The following is a 15,967-nucleotide window of genomic DNA, read 5'->3' as shown; positions in this document are numbered from 1 at the left end:
TCATGGGCTTCATTAATCTCTATTTCCTAAAGCATAAAAAAGGTAAGAAGATACCCGATCAAGAGGGATCGCCCCAAAACTCAAACGATAATGAATTTGCCTTAAAGGAAACAGTTGCTTCATTAACTACAGAGGTAAGTGTTTTAAAAGCAGAGCTTATGGATATTGGCGAAGAGCTTGAGCTGGCTTACGAACAGATTGATAAAACCAACAATAAGCTATTAGAGGCGTTGGATTGTTTTAGCACAGAAGTAGTGCTTCCGGATGTTGGATATTGGTCGGTTGATTTGGAAACCCAAGAGTTATCCATTTCGGAAAACGGGAGATTGATATATGGTATTACCCAAGGGGAGCGGTTGACCCTTACCGACGGGCTAAAGCTGATTGATGCAGAATTTAGGGAGGAAATGTTTAAGGCTATTACCGATGCTATAAAAAGCGGCGAACGTGTTGTTAAGAACTACAGAATGACAACACTTGACAACGGGGAATCGAAATGGTTAATGACATCTGGAAATATTACCTACAATGAACATGGCGGGCCAAAACGCATATCGGGCAGTTTTGTGATAACCGGAGCCTAAAGGTTATTTATCCGCTTAAAATCTTAGAAAATCAATTCGGTAGTTTTTAATATTCATAAATTGAAATGCGCCCTTGCACTTACGTGAGCACTTATTATATTTGTTTTTCAAACATAGATGAGCGTTTATTGCGCAGCCATATTTGATAAAGTTCGGGATGTAGCGTAGCCCGGTATCGCGCCAGCATGGGGTGCTGGAGGTCGTGGGTTCGAATCCCGCCATCCCGACAGAAAAAGAAGTATAAGAGCATATCTGAGCGGTTATTTGAACCGGTTCTGATATGCTTTTTTAGTTTTGTTGACCTCTTTGTTGACCCTCGTTTTTTCAAACAGTCATACCAGAACAACTACAGCAACAGTACCAGTTATCCAAAACAGCTAAAAAGTTTTTAAACAGAGGGTAAGCGGTTGTACTTCGGGCGAAATTTTATACCTTGCTGAAAGCCAATATTTGTAACCTTTTACTAATTCGTCTGTTATTTAAAGAATTTTCACCCTATCACCCTAAATGCTTTACATGAGTATAGATAATTGCAGGATTTGCGGAAGCGCATTTACTGAGAAGTTTGTTTTTAGAGAAATGATGTTTGGTTTTCGTGATCTGTTTAATTATGCAGCTTGTGGAAATTGCGGAGCCCTGCAAACGCTCAGTATTCCTTCAAATATAGATAAGTATTATCCTGCTGACTACGTATCATTTACCCAAGTAACACCAGTATTGAAAAGGCAACCAATACAGAAACGATTAGTTGGTAATTTAAGGATAAAACGAAAATACAAAGTATCAGGCAATTTATTAATCAATTACCTAAGACCAATAGAAACAACGCCGAGCGCCCGTATCCTCGATATTGGCTGCGGAAAAGGCGCGCTAATTTGCGCGCTATTTAACCTGGGTTTTGAAAATGTAACCGGGGTAGATAAATTTATACCTGAAGAAGTAGACCATGGGTACGGGGTTAGGGTGCTAAAAAAAGAACTTACCGAGCTGCCTGCCCACAGTTATGATCTACTAATCATGCACCACGTTTTAGAGCATGTTGATGATCAGGTGGCTGAAATGAAAGAATGCCACAGGTTATTAAAAGAAAGAGGCGTACTTATGATAAGTATTCCATTATTGGGAAAGGCATGGGAAATTTATGGGGGTAATTGGGTTCAGCTGGATGCTCCGCGTCACTATGTACTGCATACTATGAAAAGTCTTTCTCTTTTAGCTGAAAGAACGGGTTTCAAAATACAGAATGTAATATTTGATTCCTCCGCTTTTCAGTTTTTGGGTAGTGAACTATATGAAAAAGATATACCGCTGGTTGATCCGGAGACCCATAAGTGGAATGCTTTTGATAAACATTTTACACCTGAAGAAATAGCGAATTTTGAGAAGCAAGCTCAAATTTTAAATGCCGCTCAGCAAGGTGACGCGGCACGGTTTTATCTTTACAAAATTTAAACGCATCAATAAAATTAGCGGGGGGAGGTAGCTTAAAGCCATTTACTGAACCAGTCGAGCGTCATTTTTAGATGCTCTGGTGTGGTGGTATGTGGCAGGTTTGGTGCAATATCCATCTTTATTTTGTCAGCAGCATTTTTAGATATGTATGAGGCCCGGGCCGATTCAAAGGCAATTTTTGCGCCGGGTAGGGGGCAATTCTGGTCGCGCTCCGTATTGAGTACCAATAAGGGCCTTGGGGCTATCAGGCGGATCATGGAAGGGCAGTCAAACTCGCCGGTTATTCCTGGCAATAATTTATCCCACAGTGCTTTTACATTTTTCTTATTGAGAGTAGAGTCGCCCATGTCTTTGGCGGCTTGTAAATGTGCTGCCTGTATGGTGCCAGCACGACCTTGCCATTTATCATTATCAAGCGACCATTTAAAGCTCTGCGCGGCAATATCAAGCACCACAACCTTTATCCTGGTATCAACAGAAGCAGCCATCCAGGTTTCTATGCCACCCATAGATATGCCGCCCATGCCAATGCGACCAGCCTCAACATCGGGCCGGCTCACCAAATAATCTGTCACTCTCCACAGATCGTATGCCGTATCAAAAAAGAAAGGATGTGTTTGGCTTGTTGGATCGGTATTATGCCATGCTTTGGTAATGGCTTCAACATACTCTTTTGAGCCGTGAGCACCTCCGGCAATGCGTGTACCATGATGGCGTGCATCAATAGCCACGCCCATGATGCCTCTTTTGCTAAGCTGGTAGAGTATGTTTTTAATGTCCTTAGCATCTTTAGTGCCTCCGGTACCATGCAGAAAAATAACGGCAGGAAAGGCTTTGGCCTGTGTAACCGGTTTGTAGATCAGAATAGGTACCTTTTCATCTTTCTCACTATATATGTATCCCGTTTCAATAATAACCGAATCTGTTTTAGTGATTTGAAAGGAAGGTCTGGCAGCAACCCGGGGCCTGTTCAGTAACTTCTTAAAATCGGCCGCAACCCGGTCTTCTGCTAAATACGGTGTTTGCTGGGCAAATACACCGGCAGAAAATAATAATAGCCATATACAGATAGAAAGCGTCTTGTGTTGTAATAACATAGCATGCGGGTTAGCTTCGGTTTCAGAATATCGAATACAAGATATGTAATGTATTGGCCCTTATTTCAAGGGATCAAAATTTTTACATAAGCGCGGGTGGTTATTCAAACAGCTTTATATGGAGCGTGCTTTAGTTGCAGCGAATGGCAATAAGGGAAATAAAAAGGAATATCGGAAACGAAATTTAAAAACAGGTTAAGGTTACATCCTGAATCTTAATGAAACAGAACGGCCAAGGGCCTGGGCAAGTTCAGGATCAATCAGTGGCCCTTCGCCCATTTGTATCCATGCGCCACGGGCATCCTTCTGAAGCACAATTTTCTCGCCGTTTAGCAATATTTCAAGCTCACTTGTTGATTTGTTGATCGGTGTTGTATTGATCTGATAAACGTGGTCGGTATCGTTATATGTAATTCTTAGTGGCAGGCCCATCTTTTTCTCCTCGGGGTAAATATACAACTGTTGACAATAAAAAATGCATTTTAAAGAAAATTGAGCGATAATTTCTTTGCCTATACTTCTATTTAACAGCGCATCAGCTAAGAAAAATGTTCACAGAGTGGTATCCTTATTTAAGAGTTATTTAGGCTGCAAGTTGATATTCTACCTTTTCAATCAGGTTATTCATGCCAAATGGCTTGTGCAAAATATCGTCAGGTGCTCCCTTTTGAGTTAGGGATTGATCTAAATCTTCGCTATCAGTACAAATGATCACGGGAAGTGTTTTTGTTGCCTTGTTTCGCTTTAGCAAGCGGCATAAATCAGCACCATCAATTCCGGGCAAAAGCGAGTCAATGATAACCAGGTCGGGATGGTTTTGGCGGATATTGGTGAATATGTGATCGGGGCCGTTCAGTGCTATAACATCGTAGCCCTTTCCGCTTAAGATGTATGACATAACCTCGGTCATTAACTCACTGTGGTCAACTATTAATATCTTCTTTGCCATCGTTTTCATATTCTCAGGTATAAGAATACAAAGCACATGCCATTGATTAACATGTGGTTATCAAGAAGAAATTTGCTTAAAGTGTACTGAATGAAGGGCGATATGGAGGATAATTGGACCTGCCGGCTGCCTCAGAAGCGACATTATGGATACCAGGCAGGTCCAATGGAATAATTATACGTGTAAAAACAGTTCTTCTTTTGATCTGCGTACTTTGGTCATTTTGCTGTATTGATCATCTTCTGAACGGAAACCAACAGCTGCAATAACGGTTGTAGTTAAGCCTTTTTCTTTCAGACCCAAAATCTCGTCAAATTTAGCAGCATCAAAGCCTTCCATTGGTGCTGCATCAATACCTGAATCGGCAGCGGCGCTTAATAATACACCTAAAGCGATGTAGGCCTGTTTGTGTGACCATTCTAATTTTTGCTCTTCAGTACGGCTGCTTAATGTGCCTAAAACCATTTGCTCGTAACCTTCAAGGCTTGCGCGGTCAATATTACGCACAGAAGCTACAAGATCGATAAAGCTTTTACCAAATTGCTCGTCAAGGTTGGTTAATGATGCAAAAACAAACAATGCGGCAGAATCTGTAATTTGTGCCTGGTTGTAACCAGCGGCGCGTAATTTTTCGCGGGTTTCGGCGTCCTGAACCAAAATAACTTTAAATGATTGAAGACCCAGTGAGGTAGGGGCAAGCTGTACAGCGCTCAGTAAATTATCTAATTGTTCGGCAGAGATTTTTTTGCTTGAATCAAATTGTTTAACGGCAGCACGCCATTGTAATTTTTCTATGAGTGACATGATATGTATTTTTTTTGTTGTTTAAACAAAGTTAAATGTTTAAACATGCAAAACAATCACCCAAATGTAAATTAGGTGTTTAAACACCTAATTTACATGATAATTTCAGCTACAAATTTGCCTTTGCTTTCAACTCATCTTCTTTGTCGTCTTGTTCCTTTCTGAGGCGACGTTTTTCCTGCCTGATATCTTTTCGGGTTTTGCCTGTGGTATCAATATTATCTATCTTGAGTTTATATTCCTGCTTCAATGCCTCAATCTGCTCTTTCAGCTTTTCCTTGGCCGATTTTTCTTTCTGCTTTTCTTTTTCTTCTTCTGCTTTACCGGTAGTATCCTTTTTGCCAAACAGGCGTTGGAAAAAGCCCGGTTTCTTTACAGGATCTTCCAGCACAGGCATAATCTCGTTATCGTCGCCGCCTTGTTTCATCAGGCTATCAGCTGTAGCGGTATCAACAGGGGCAATGGCACGACGCAGGCCTTCACGTAATCGTACAGAATAAAACCCGTAGGCATTGGTATCGCGTTGCGTATAGCCCTTTTGAGCCATTAACTTACCGATAAGGTTAAAGTAGCCATGCAGGCCAGGCCTAAGCGTACCATCAGGCTGGAAAGCATACAAACCACCCTTAGGGTAAGGCACAATACTGGCCAGGTAAATACTTTCGCCCAGGCTAAGTTCAGAAGGCGACTTACCAAAGTAATAGTGTGAGGCTTCTGATATACCATAGATATTGCGGCCCCATTCAATAATATTAAAATAAACCTCCAGCATGCGGTTTTTGCTCATGAGGCGATTGTTCTCGATAATCCAAACAATCAGGATCTCCTCAATTTTACGGGCAAGGGTTTTTTCCCTGCTCAGGTATGCGTTTTTAACCAGTTGCATGGATATGCCGCTACCACCGCGTTTAAATTTCTTATCCTTAAAATCAGTAACTATTGATTTGCGGATGGCCTCCTCAACAAAACCATGATTGGTATAAAATGATGGGTCTTCGGCCGTCATTACCGCGTTACGCAACGTTGGTGCAATTTGCTCGAGCGGTGTAAACTCGGGATTGTCGGGCCCAATCAGGTGTGGCGCCATGGGTTTACCCTTTTCATAAGGGGTATACACAAAGCTGCTGTTAAGCTTGGTAAGGTCGGTTTTGCCGTATTTTATGATCTTGAAATTATCCTTGCTCAGGCGCGAATCAAACTGGAGATCATCCGGTTTTGATGTATCCATATAAAAGTTAAGGCCATAGTTAAGCTTGCCGGCCACTTGAATGCCGTTAAGCGCATCAAACATACCAGAAGGGAACGCGTCAAAAATATCGGCAGCATTAAGCCAGCCGGTATTAAGTTTTAACTCATAAATTTTAACCGGGTTTAGGGTGTATTTGATAAATGGATGAGCTGTTAATTTTTTAATATGAATGAGCGAAGAGCTATCAACAGATACATAATTGCTGCCCACAAAAACATTGGCATCAATAGAAGCATCCGGAAACTCAATATTATCTGATGATAGCGCAGGGTGGTGAATGAGCAGGTTGTGTACGGCCCAGGAACCATAAATTTTTGTTTCGCCGCCGCCATGTTCCACTTTGGTAAGTTTGGTGCTGATGGTATCGAAGTTTAATTTAAGCCTGAATTTTTTCTCGATAATCGGGAGTTCTACCTTTTTGCCATCTGCATATAACTTTACGTCAATATCTTTATCAGACGGGTGCATTTTGCCGGCAAAATGCCAGGTGGCAGCACCATTATCCACATCAATGGTTGAAGTAAGGTTGCCATCTTTAATCATGGCGTTTTTGGCGAGCAGTTTTAGCTTGGTGCTATCATCCCTGAATGAAATTGAAAAATTACTAAGCGCCAGGTTATCCGGAATTTTATAAAGCAGCTCGTTGATCAGGTGGTCAGACAGATCGGCCAGATCAACTTTGGTATGTGTTGTTGTGGTATCCTTTTTCTTTTTAAACAGAAAGTCGAAATTTTTAACGCCTTTAACACTTGTGAGGTTGATGAATCCATCCTGCAATATCACATCAGCCAATTTAATATCGCCAACTGCTAACGGCAAAAGCTTAACACTAACCACCAAAGTTTTAATGTTCAGCAGGCTGTCGCGCTGCTCAGGCACAATGGTTACATCGGTAAACGATACCGTGCTTGAGCCTGTAAAATGGGCCGAACCTATTTTTACATCTAAATTATAATCCCTCTTGGCTTTTGCTTTAGCTTTGTCAATAGCTTTTTGAAGCAGCGACTCACGTTTTGAATACGTGGTGTACCCAACTATTAAAAAAATAAGGAATAAGGGTATTAGTATAAAGGCGGCTATGCGTATATATTTAGGATTAAGGCGCTTCATGTGTAAATTTTTCCAAAACTAAACTAAATCTTATCCCCTGCAAACGGTTGTTTCTGCAAATTGTTTCTTTAACAAACGCAAATCAACAGCCTGTTTTCATAAATTTGCCATAATATTATGATAATTACTAAAGAACAAGTTTTACAAGCCCTGGGTAATGTAGAAGAACCGGACCTTAAAAAAGACCTGGTTACCCTGAACATGATACAGGATATTCATATAGATGGCAACAACGTGAGCTTTTCGGTTGTGTTAACCACGCCGGCCTGCCCGTTAAAGGCTTTAATTGAAAATGCCTGCCGAAATGCCATCAGCCATTTTATAAGTAAAGAGGCCGTGGTGAGCATTAACATGACATCGCGGGTTACCACGCAAAAAAATACCGGAGTACCGGGTGTTAAAAATATAATTGCCGTTGCATCTGGCAAAGGCGGAGTAGGTAAGTCAACAGTGGCGGCAAACCTGGCATTAGGACTGGCCAAGGCCGGTGCTAAAGTAGGTTTGATTGATGCCGATATCTACGGCCCATCGGTACCTATCATGTTTGGTTTGGAAGGCGCACGCCCGCAGGCCAGTGTTGTTGATGGTAAAACCCGGATTGAACCGATTGAAAAATATGGTATCAAGTTGCTTTCGATAGGCTTTTTTACCGACCCTAATCAGCCTGTGCCATGGCGCGGGCCAATGGTATCAACCGCGGTGAAACAGTTGTTTAATGATGCCGATTGGGGCGATCTGGATTATCTGGTGATTGACTTGCCGCCCGGAACCGGCGATATACACATCACCGTTACGCAAACTTTCCCGGTAACAGGAGCTGTTATTGTAACAACGCCGCAAAATGTAGCACTGGCCGATGCTAAAAAGGGGATAGGCATGTTTTTAATGCCGGCCATTAATGTGCCAATATTGGGTGTGGTAGAAAACATGTCGTACTTTACACCAGCCGAGCTGCCAGAAAATAAATATTATATATTTGGAAAAGGCGGAGGCCACAAACTTGCAGAACAGCTGGATGTACCATTTTTGGGTGAAATTCCGTTAGTAAAGGGGATAAGCGAATCGGGTGATGCCGGCAAGCCAACCATAATGGATGAAGATGGCCCGATGACCAGCGCGTTTTTAGAAATGGCCCGCCGTGTAGCACAGCAGGTAGCTATTTCAAACGCGAAAGCATTGGATAACGCGGCTGTTGCAAGCAGGTATATGGAGCAGGGATAAAATTGAGTAAGGATAAAAGACAGAAAGATACAGGACGCGAAGTCATTATCATTAAAAATAGGCTTCCCACGGTCTCATAGTCCAAAAATCCCATAGTCTTTTGTCCTTAAGTCCATTAAAAATATTGTAAATAATTAAGTAACTTTACTTTTGTTATAAATTAGTAAAAATGAGTTTATTAAGTCAGGTAGAAACAGCTTTAGATACCATCCGTCCGTATTTGGAAGCTGATGGCGGGAATGTTTCGATCGAGGAGATTACCCCTGAGGGTGTAGTTAAATTAAAACTATTAGGTTCATGCGGGTCATGCCCGATGAGCATCATGACGCTTAAGGCAGGCATTGAGCAGGCCATAAAAAAAGCGGTTCCTGAAGTTACAGGCATCGAGGCTATTAACTTAACAGATATTGACGATCCTAACGCGGTGCTTCCCGAAAATTTGAGATAATGTTAAGTATTGTTAAAATGCCCGGCTTATTTAGGGCATTAACGTACTTTTGAATTAGTTTTAAAACTTTTTCCGGCTGGGGCATGTAATATATACGGGAAAAGTGATTGGTATATGAAATATTTAATAGCCATATTATTTTTATTTACAGCAGCAGGCGTTTTTGCTCAAAACCATAACGACCGGCCCGTTGTGCAGTTTACAGGGATTATTCATAATGCGGATAGTGTTAATGTTATAGTGCCTTATGTAACTATTACCAATACCTCGGCGCGTAATTCGGCCAACCAGTCAAACTATAAAGGATATTTTTCATTTGTGGCCCATGAGCAGGATACCCTGCGGTTTACCTGTGTGGGTTACGGGACATTAACTGTTGTGATCCCGGCAAAGGTGCCCAACAACAGCTATACTATGCAGGTTTTGCTTAAACCGCAAATCATAAACCTGCCTACCTTCCATGTGTTTCCATGGGCTACTACTGATGAATTTAAGAAAGATTTTTTGGCTATAAAACTGGCAGATGATGACCTGGAGATAGCCCGTAAAAATATAAGCCGTACATCATTGGTGGCTTTAGGAAATATATTACCCCGCGATGCGCAGGAAATACAGTCGGCAAACGCGCAAAGCATGCATACCAGTATCGTGAATTCGCACTCCTTAACCCCCAACCCGCTGCTTAACCCCTTGGCCTGGGGCAGCCTGATTAAACAGATAACAGATTCTGATAATAAGAGCAGTAATTAGTTTTAAGAAGTTCTGAGTTTTAAGTATCGAGTTTTTTCCTTTAATTGGAAATGATGAGTTTCTTTTCACTCAAAACTCATCACTCACTACTCAAAACTAAAGTTATCTGCCTTTTTTAACGGCAGGGAATTTCATTTTGTAGTCTACATCAACCATCCCTTTTGAAATATCATTCAGCTTTTTCTCAATAAGGCGACGGCGTAGCGGGCTTAATTTATCGGTAAATAATTTACCTTCAATATGATCATATTCATGCTGTATAACACGGGCCGCTAAGCCTTTAAAGCTTTCAACGTGGTGCTTCCAGTTTTCGTCATAGTATGACATCTTTACGATAGGTTTGCGGTAAACATCTTCCCTGATGTCCGGAATACTTAAGCAGCCTTCGTTAAAGCCCCATTCTTCGCCCTCTTCCTCTAAAATAGTGGCGTTGATGAATGCTTTTTTAAAGTCCTTAAGCTCGGGCTCATCATCGCTGAACACAGAAGCATCAACCACAAATAAACGCATAGACATGCCTACCTGCGGGGCAGCCAGGCCAACGCCATGAGCGGCATACATGGTTTCAAACATGTTTGCAACCAACTCCTTTATGTGCGGGTATTCATCAGGTTCAATTGCTGTTGCTTTTTTCCTTAAAACAGGATCTCCGTAAGCTATGATAGGGTATTTCATTATGCAAAAATACAGGTTTATTATTATTTAGGTTCAAATTTCAGTGTAATTAGCCTGTCAATATCAAAAATTTCGTTGCTTATTTCCAATAGTTGATCGGCAGTAACGGCATTTATCTTGGCAAATACATCTTCCAGGGTATCAATATGGTTAAAATCGAGCAAACTTTTAGCCATTGAAATAATAAGGCTCATCCTGTTTTCTTCGGCAAGGGCTATCTGACCAATAAATTTTTCTTTGGCCTGATGCAACTGCAGGGTGCCCAGTTTTTGATCGCGCAGTTTCTTCAATTCTTTATGAACCAGGCGCGAGGCTTTGTTGGCTTTTTCAGCGTCGGTGCCAAAATAAATAGAGAAAATGCCGGTGTCAGTAAGTGCCGTATAATTTGATTCAATAGTATAGGCGATGCCGTATTTTTCGCGGATCTCGAGATTAAGCCTGCTACTCATACCCATGCCTCCCAGCAGGTTATTTAGCAATAACAGCCCATTTTTATGCTGATGCGATGATGAATAAGCCTGATTGCCTATGATACAGTGCGTTTGCGAAATGGGCTTTTTAACTATATGGATGCCGCTTTGATTAGAGTGCGGAGTGGTCCGTTTTTTTTCGGACTTGTTTACAGCTACCTGGCCAAAATACTTTTCCGACAGCTTAATGATCTTTTTGAAATCATAATTGCCATGCACCGCAAATATCATTTCTGAGGTACTGTAGTTGCTATTGATGAACGCGCGGATATCAGCGCCATTCATTTTACCAACAGACTCCTCTGTTCCCAGGATGTTTTTACCCATAGGATGATCAGCAAACAGAAGCTCCTCAAAATCGTCCTGGATGGCTTCTTCAGGCTGGTCAAGGTAGGAGGCGATCTCATCCAATATCACACCTTTTTCTTTTTCCTGCTCATCTTCCGGAAAGGTGGAGTGAAAAAGGATATCCTCAAACAGATCCATTGCACGTTCCAAATGCTGGTTAAGCAGTGAGGCATGTATGCAGGTGTATTCTTTAGTGGTATAAGCATTCAGATCGGCACCAACCAGTTCAAGCCGGTTCAATATTTGGCTGGTGCTGCGCCTTTCGGTTTCTTTAAAAAGCAGGTGTTCAATAAAATGCGCAAGGCCCTCTTGGCCGGCATTTTCATCGCGCGAGCCCGCGTTTACAATAAAGCAACAATGGGTAATGGTAAACGGAGCATGTTTATACAATATCCTGATGCCATTGGGTAAGGTGTAAGCCTGATAGTCTATCATGAGGTGTAAATATAACGTTATATCCGTTACAATTATTTTGATGTTATTGTAACCTATTTATACTATTTTAGGCGAAAAATCGTACTGGATTTACATGAATCAACGATTTTTGAATATCCTAAACATCTAAATACCCCTACCCATGAAAATTAAAATTGCCGATCTTGAGTTTGAGCCCCTAATCAGTGAAAGTTTAATAGCCGAACGAACCAAGACCATTGGCCAGCAACTTAACGCCGATTACCCCAACAGTGTGCCCGTGTTTGTGGGTGTGCTTAACGGCAGCTTTCTGTTTATTGCCGACCTCATTAAACACATCGATATCCCCTGCGAAATTGCTTTTACCAAACTTGCTTCGTACTATGGAGGTACCACAAGCAAACTCAAAATACGCGAAGACATTGATTTGATTGTAGATATCAAAGACCGCGACGTAATCATTATAGAAGATATTGTTGATACCGGAAATACCCTTAACTACCTGGTAGAGAAACTGAAGCTTCGCAAACCTAACTCTATAAGCGTGTGCTCGCTATTGTTGAAGCCAGCAGCCTTGCAAAACCCGATTGACGAGCTTAAATACGTAGGCTTTGAAATCGAAAACGAATTTGTAGTAGGCTATGGTTTAGATTACCAGGAGTTGGGCCGTAATTTGAATAGTATTTATAAGAAAGTGTAAAGAGATTTCGAAATTAAAATTTTCGATTTCGGATTTATACCCAGATGTCGTCCTCCCGAATTTATTTCGGGATCTCAAATGCTAAGCAATCCCACATGTATAACGTTGCATGTGGGATGCTGAAACAAGTTCAACATGACGTGAGGGGGGCTTAATCAACCCCAACCATGCCAGCTATTTCATTTAAAAACAATACAGCCTGATCAATGCTATTAACACCCTCGATACTTAAACGCAGGGTATTTTTTACTTCTTTAAGGTTGGTACGGCGCATGTTTGATTGCACAAACGTAAGCACGTTGCGGAATGCGTCTGATTCAAAATAGGCCGACTGCTGGTTGCTGATAAAGTAACCGCGCAACACATTCTTTTTAAGCGAAATTTTCTCGAAGCCGATTACCTTGCCCAGCCATTGCAGTCGCATGGTGTTTAACAGGTCATTCACCTGAGGTGGTATTTTGCCAAAGCGGTCATGCAGCTGTTGTTGGAAAGCGGCCAGTTCCACTTCGTTTTCCAATTTGGATAGCTCGGTGTATAGGTTATAGCGTTCGGCAATATTGGTTACGTACTCGTCTGGTATTAGAATTTCGAGATCGGTATCTATCTGGGTAAAGGAAATGAACGGACGGGGTTTATCATCAGGGAAAACACCTTTAAATTCATCCTCTTTAAGCTCCTGTATGGCCTCGTCCAAAATTTTGTGGTACATATCAAAGCCAATTTCAGCAATAAAACCGCTTTGTTCAGCACCCAACAGGTTGCCGCTGCCGCGGATGTCCAGATCGCGCATGGCAACATTAAACCCGCTGCCCAGGTCGCTGAACTCTTCAATAGCGCTTAATCGCTTGCGGGCCTCGCTGGTTAAGGTAGATAGCGGTGGACTTAGCAAATAACAATATGCCTTTTTATTGCTTCGCCCAACACGGCCACGCATCTGGTGAAGATCGCTAAGGCCAAACATGTGGGCGTAATTGATGATGATGGTATTAGCGTTCGGAATATCCAAACCGGCTTCAATAATTGTAGTGGCCACCAATACATCGTATTCATGGTTCACAAATTTGAGCATTACATCTTCCAATGCGTCGCCTTCCAGTTGGCCATGGGCTATACCTACCCGTGCCTTGGGAACAAGTTTATGAATCATGCCTCCTAATTGCGGCAGGTCAGCCACGCGATTATGGATAAAGAATACCTGGCCGCCCCGGTCAATTTCAAACTCAACAGCCTCTTTGATCAGTGTATCGTTAAATACATGCAGTTCGGTAACTACCGGCTGCCTGTTTGGGGGAGGAGTGGATATAATGGACAAATCCCTTGCACCCATCAACGAAAAATGCAAGGTACGGGGAATAGGAGTGGCGGTTAGCGTAAGCGTATCAACATTGGCGCGCATTTGCTTTAGCTTTTCTTTGGTTGATACACCAAATTTCTGCTCTTCGTCAATGATCATGAGGCCAAGGTCTTTAAACTTTACGTCTTTGCTCACCAGGCGGTGTGTGCCGATGATGATGTCAACCTTTCCCGCCTTCAGCTTTTCCAGCGTATCCTTGATTTGTTTACTCGTTTTAAAGCGATTTACGTAATCAATATTTGCCGGGAAACCCTTGAGTCTATCGGTAAATGTTTTATAGTGCTGAGCCGCTAAAATGGTAGTTGGTACCAATATGGCTACCTGCTTGCTATCGGCCACGGCTTTAAATGCCGCACGTACGGCTATTTCGGTTTTACCAAAGCCCACATCACCACAAATGAGCCTATCCATTGGATGCGGCGATTCCATGTCTTTTTTAAAGTCGGTGGTGGCTTTTTCCTGGTCGGGAGTATCCTCATAAAGGAAGGATGCCTCCAGTTCGGTTTGTAAATAACTATCGGGCGAGAAGGCATTACCATGCTGGGCTTTACGCACGGCGTAAAGTTTGATCAGGTCACGGGCGATGTCCTTAACTTTTTTTTTTGTGGTTTTTTTGAGGCGCTCCCAGGTATCGGTACCCAGCTTGTTCATTTTAGGAACGGTGCCCTCTTTGCCGCTGTATTTAGAAATGCGGTTAAGCGAGTTGATATTGACGTAAAGCAGGTCGTTATCGGCATAAATCAAGCGGATCATTTCCTGCTGTTTGCCGTTTACCTCCACTTTTTCCAAACCGGCATATTTACCTATGCCGTGGTCAATATGGGTTACATAATCACCGGGTTTAAGGTCGCGCAGTTCTTTTAGGGTGATGGCCTGTGATCGCTGGTAGCCTTTCTTGAGCTTATATTTATAATAACGATCAAATATCTGGTGATCGGTATAGCAGGCCAGTTTTTGCTCATGATCTATAAATCCCTCACGAATGGAAACACTTACCGGGGTAAACTTTACCGTTTTATCCAGATCATCCAGTATAGCGTACAAACGTTCTACCTGGCGGGCTGAATCGGTCAGGATAAAATTCTCGATATGCTCGGCCTCATTGTTTTTAAAATTGTGGATCAGCAGCGTAAAATCTTTATTAAAAGAAGGCTGCGGACGCATTTCAAAGTTAATAGAGGCTGTTGGCTGGTAAAAGAACTGTTTGCCAAACTCCACCACCGGAAAATCATGCAGCTGGTCAGCTATTAGTTTTTCATCGGTAAAGCCAAATTTGGGGTCTATCCAATCAGGGTTTTGAGCCTTCTCTTCAGCGGATAAAGCCTTCCAGAGATTTACCGCCTTTTTAAAACCGGTTTGTATAATATCCAGCGTAAACTGTACATCCTTTATCCATACCTGTGTACCAGCATCAACATATTCCAGTAATGAAATATTGCTTTCGGTTAAATATTTTGACTGTACGTTGGGTACAATGGTGATGCTTTTAACCTGCTCAACAGATAGCTGGCTCTCAATTTCAAACGTACGGATAGATTCAATAAAATCGCCAAAAAACTCTATACGGTAGGGCAGATTATGCGAGAAAGAAAATATATCAACAATGCCACCCCTAACCGAAAACTGGCCGGGCTCATACACAAAATCAACCCGGTCAAAGTCGTACTCAATTAAAAACTCGTTAATAAAGTCGATACTTAATTTGCTGCTAACGGCAATCTCAAGCGTATTTTTTTCGAGTGATGCACGGTCAATTACCTTTTCGGCCAGGGCCTCGGGGTAGGTTACGATCAACTGTCCAAATTCCGACGAGTGATTAAGCTCGTTCAGTACCTCGGCCCGGGCCAGTACATTGCTGCTATCGGGCTGGGTAAATTCAAAGGGTTTGCGGTATGATGAAGGGAAAAGCAGTACCTCTTTACCGGTAAGGTTTTCGAGATCGGCCTGAAAATATCCGGCGTCTTCACGCTCGGGCAACACAAATATCATGTGCTTGTGCTGCAAAAAATACAATGCTACCGCCATGGCCGAGTCACTTGACCCAACTAAACCACGAAGCTGTATTCTTGGATTTTTAGAAGCATTGAGCGCGGTTGCCAACGCTTTGATCCTTTCATCAGCTTTATATCTATCTAAAATATCACGGATGTTCAAACCGCTGCAAATGTACGCAAAAAAGATGGGGGAGAAAAGGATCAAAGATTTTGAGAACCAAGGAGCAACGAAAAATCCTTACTCTTTGTTCCCAAATCTTTACTCTAAAATAAATAGCAATTATGCAAACAATATGCAGTGATTATTACTTTTTAATGGTAAATTCAGTAAAACTAATTATTCAAGCC

Annotated in this window: 14 protein-coding genes and 1 tRNA gene; 7 read left to right on the top strand and 8 right to left on the bottom strand. The window is 42.1% G+C overall.

Going from position 1 to position 15,967, the window contains the following annotated elements; all coding sequences use genetic code 11:
• Positions 1-2: 2 nt before the first annotated feature.
• The 3 genes from QWZ01_RS20565 to QWZ01_RS20555 all read left to right on the top strand — a co-directional run bounded on the left by QWZ01_RS20565 (position 3) and on the right by QWZ01_RS20555 (position 2,036).
• The gene (locus tag QWZ01_RS20565; RefSeq protein ID WP_290326645.1) at positions 3-584 is read left to right on the top strand and encodes a PAS domain-containing protein; all 582 of its coding nucleotides are present in this window, start codon (positions 3-5) and stop codon (positions 582-584) included.
• Between the two features lie 153 nt (positions 585-737).
• A tRNA-Pro gene (locus QWZ01_RS20560) sits at positions 738-811 on the top strand.
• 289 nt (positions 812-1,100) lie between these two features.
• Positions 1,101-2,036: a class I SAM-dependent methyltransferase gene (locus QWZ01_RS20555; protein ID WP_290326643.1), complete on the top strand. Its 936-nt coding sequence runs from the start codon at positions 1,101-1,103 to the stop codon at positions 2,034-2,036.
• Between the two features lie 32 nt (positions 2,037-2,068).
• Here QWZ01_RS20555 and QWZ01_RS20550 read toward each other — a convergent pair whose 3' ends face one another.
• The 5 genes from QWZ01_RS20550 to QWZ01_RS20530 all read right to left on the bottom strand — a co-directional run bounded on the left by QWZ01_RS20550 (position 2,069) and on the right by QWZ01_RS20530 (position 7,245).
• On the bottom strand, positions 2,069-3,133 hold the full coding sequence (locus QWZ01_RS20550; protein WP_290326641.1) for an alpha/beta hydrolase family protein: 1,065 nt from the start codon (positions 3,131-3,133) through the stop codon (positions 2,069-2,071).
• Between the two features lie 201 nt (positions 3,134-3,334).
• Positions 3,335-3,565: a hypothetical protein gene (locus QWZ01_RS20545; protein WP_290326639.1), complete on the bottom strand. Its 231-nt coding sequence runs from the start codon at positions 3,563-3,565 to the stop codon at positions 3,335-3,337.
• A gap of 151 nt (positions 3,566-3,716) precedes the next feature.
• Positions 3,717-4,091 carry a response regulator gene (locus tag QWZ01_RS20540; RefSeq protein WP_290326637.1) on the bottom strand — a complete coding sequence of 125 codons (375 nt, stop codon included), beginning with the start codon at positions 4,089-4,091 and terminating at the stop codon, positions 3,717-3,719.
• Positions 4,092-4,256: 165 nt separating this feature from the next.
• Entirely contained in the window at positions 4,257-4,886 is a 630-nt protein-coding gene (locus tag QWZ01_RS20535) for an NAD(P)H-dependent oxidoreductase (RefSeq protein WP_290326635.1), read from the bottom strand.
• Between the two features lie 109 nt (positions 4,887-4,995).
• Positions 4,996-7,245: a biosynthetic peptidoglycan transglycosylase gene (locus QWZ01_RS20530; RefSeq protein WP_290326633.1), complete on the bottom strand. Its 2,250-nt coding sequence runs from the start codon at positions 7,243-7,245 to the stop codon at positions 4,996-4,998.
• Between the two features lie 117 nt (positions 7,246-7,362).
• Between QWZ01_RS20530 and QWZ01_RS20525 the strand changes: the two genes are divergently transcribed.
• The 3 genes from QWZ01_RS20525 (at position 7,363) to QWZ01_RS20515 (ending at position 9,664) form a co-directional block, all read left to right on the top strand.
• On the top strand, positions 7,363-8,466 hold the full coding sequence (locus tag QWZ01_RS20525; protein WP_290326631.1) for an Mrp/NBP35 family ATP-binding protein: 1,104 nt from the start codon (positions 7,363-7,365) through the stop codon (positions 8,464-8,466).
• Positions 8,467-8,635: 169 nt separating this feature from the next.
• The gene (locus tag QWZ01_RS20520) at positions 8,636-8,914 is read left to right on the top strand and encodes a NifU family protein (RefSeq protein WP_166095485.1); all 279 of its coding nucleotides are present in this window, start codon (positions 8,636-8,638) and stop codon (positions 8,912-8,914) included.
• Positions 8,915-9,028: 114 nt separating this feature from the next.
• A complete protein-coding gene (locus tag QWZ01_RS20515; RefSeq protein WP_290326627.1) occupies positions 9,029-9,664 on the top strand; it encodes a peptidase associated/transthyretin-like domain-containing protein in 636 nt (211 codons plus the stop codon).
• A 102-nt stretch (positions 9,665-9,766) separates the two neighbouring features.
• On the opposite strand, the gene def is transcribed toward QWZ01_RS20515, so the two are convergent.
• Positions 9,767-10,339, bottom strand: a complete 573-nt coding sequence (def, locus tag QWZ01_RS20510) for a peptide deformylase (protein ID WP_290326625.1) — start codon at positions 10,337-10,339, stop codon at positions 9,767-9,769.
• Positions 10,340-10,362: 23 nt separating this feature from the next.
• Positions 10,363-11,589 (bottom strand): M16 family metallopeptidase, encoded by a 1,227-nt coding sequence (locus tag QWZ01_RS20505; RefSeq protein ID WP_290327829.1) that lies wholly within the window; start codon positions 11,587-11,589, stop codon positions 10,363-10,365.
• A 145-nt stretch (positions 11,590-11,734) separates the two neighbouring features.
• Between QWZ01_RS20505 and hpt the strand changes: the two genes are divergently transcribed.
• A complete protein-coding gene (gene hpt, locus QWZ01_RS20500) occupies positions 11,735-12,271 on the top strand; it encodes a hypoxanthine phosphoribosyltransferase (protein ID WP_290326623.1) in 537 nt (178 codons plus the stop codon).
• Positions 12,272-12,422: 151 nt separating this feature from the next.
• Here the strand turns inward: hpt and mfd are convergent, their stop codons facing one another.
• Complete coding sequence (gene mfd / locus QWZ01_RS20495; protein ID WP_290327828.1) at positions 12,423-15,779, bottom strand: transcription-repair coupling factor; 3,357 nt, start codon at positions 15,777-15,779, stop codon at positions 12,423-12,425.
• Positions 15,780-15,967: the final 188 nt, after the last annotated feature.

This window comes from Mucilaginibacter aquaedulcis (assembly GCF_030409325.1).
GTDB classification, from domain to species: Bacteria; Bacteroidota; Bacteroidia; order Sphingobacteriales; family Sphingobacteriaceae; genus Mucilaginibacter; species Mucilaginibacter aquaedulcis.
Note: the sequence above shows the minus strand (reverse complement) of the source record. Positions and strands in the feature narration are given on the sequence as shown.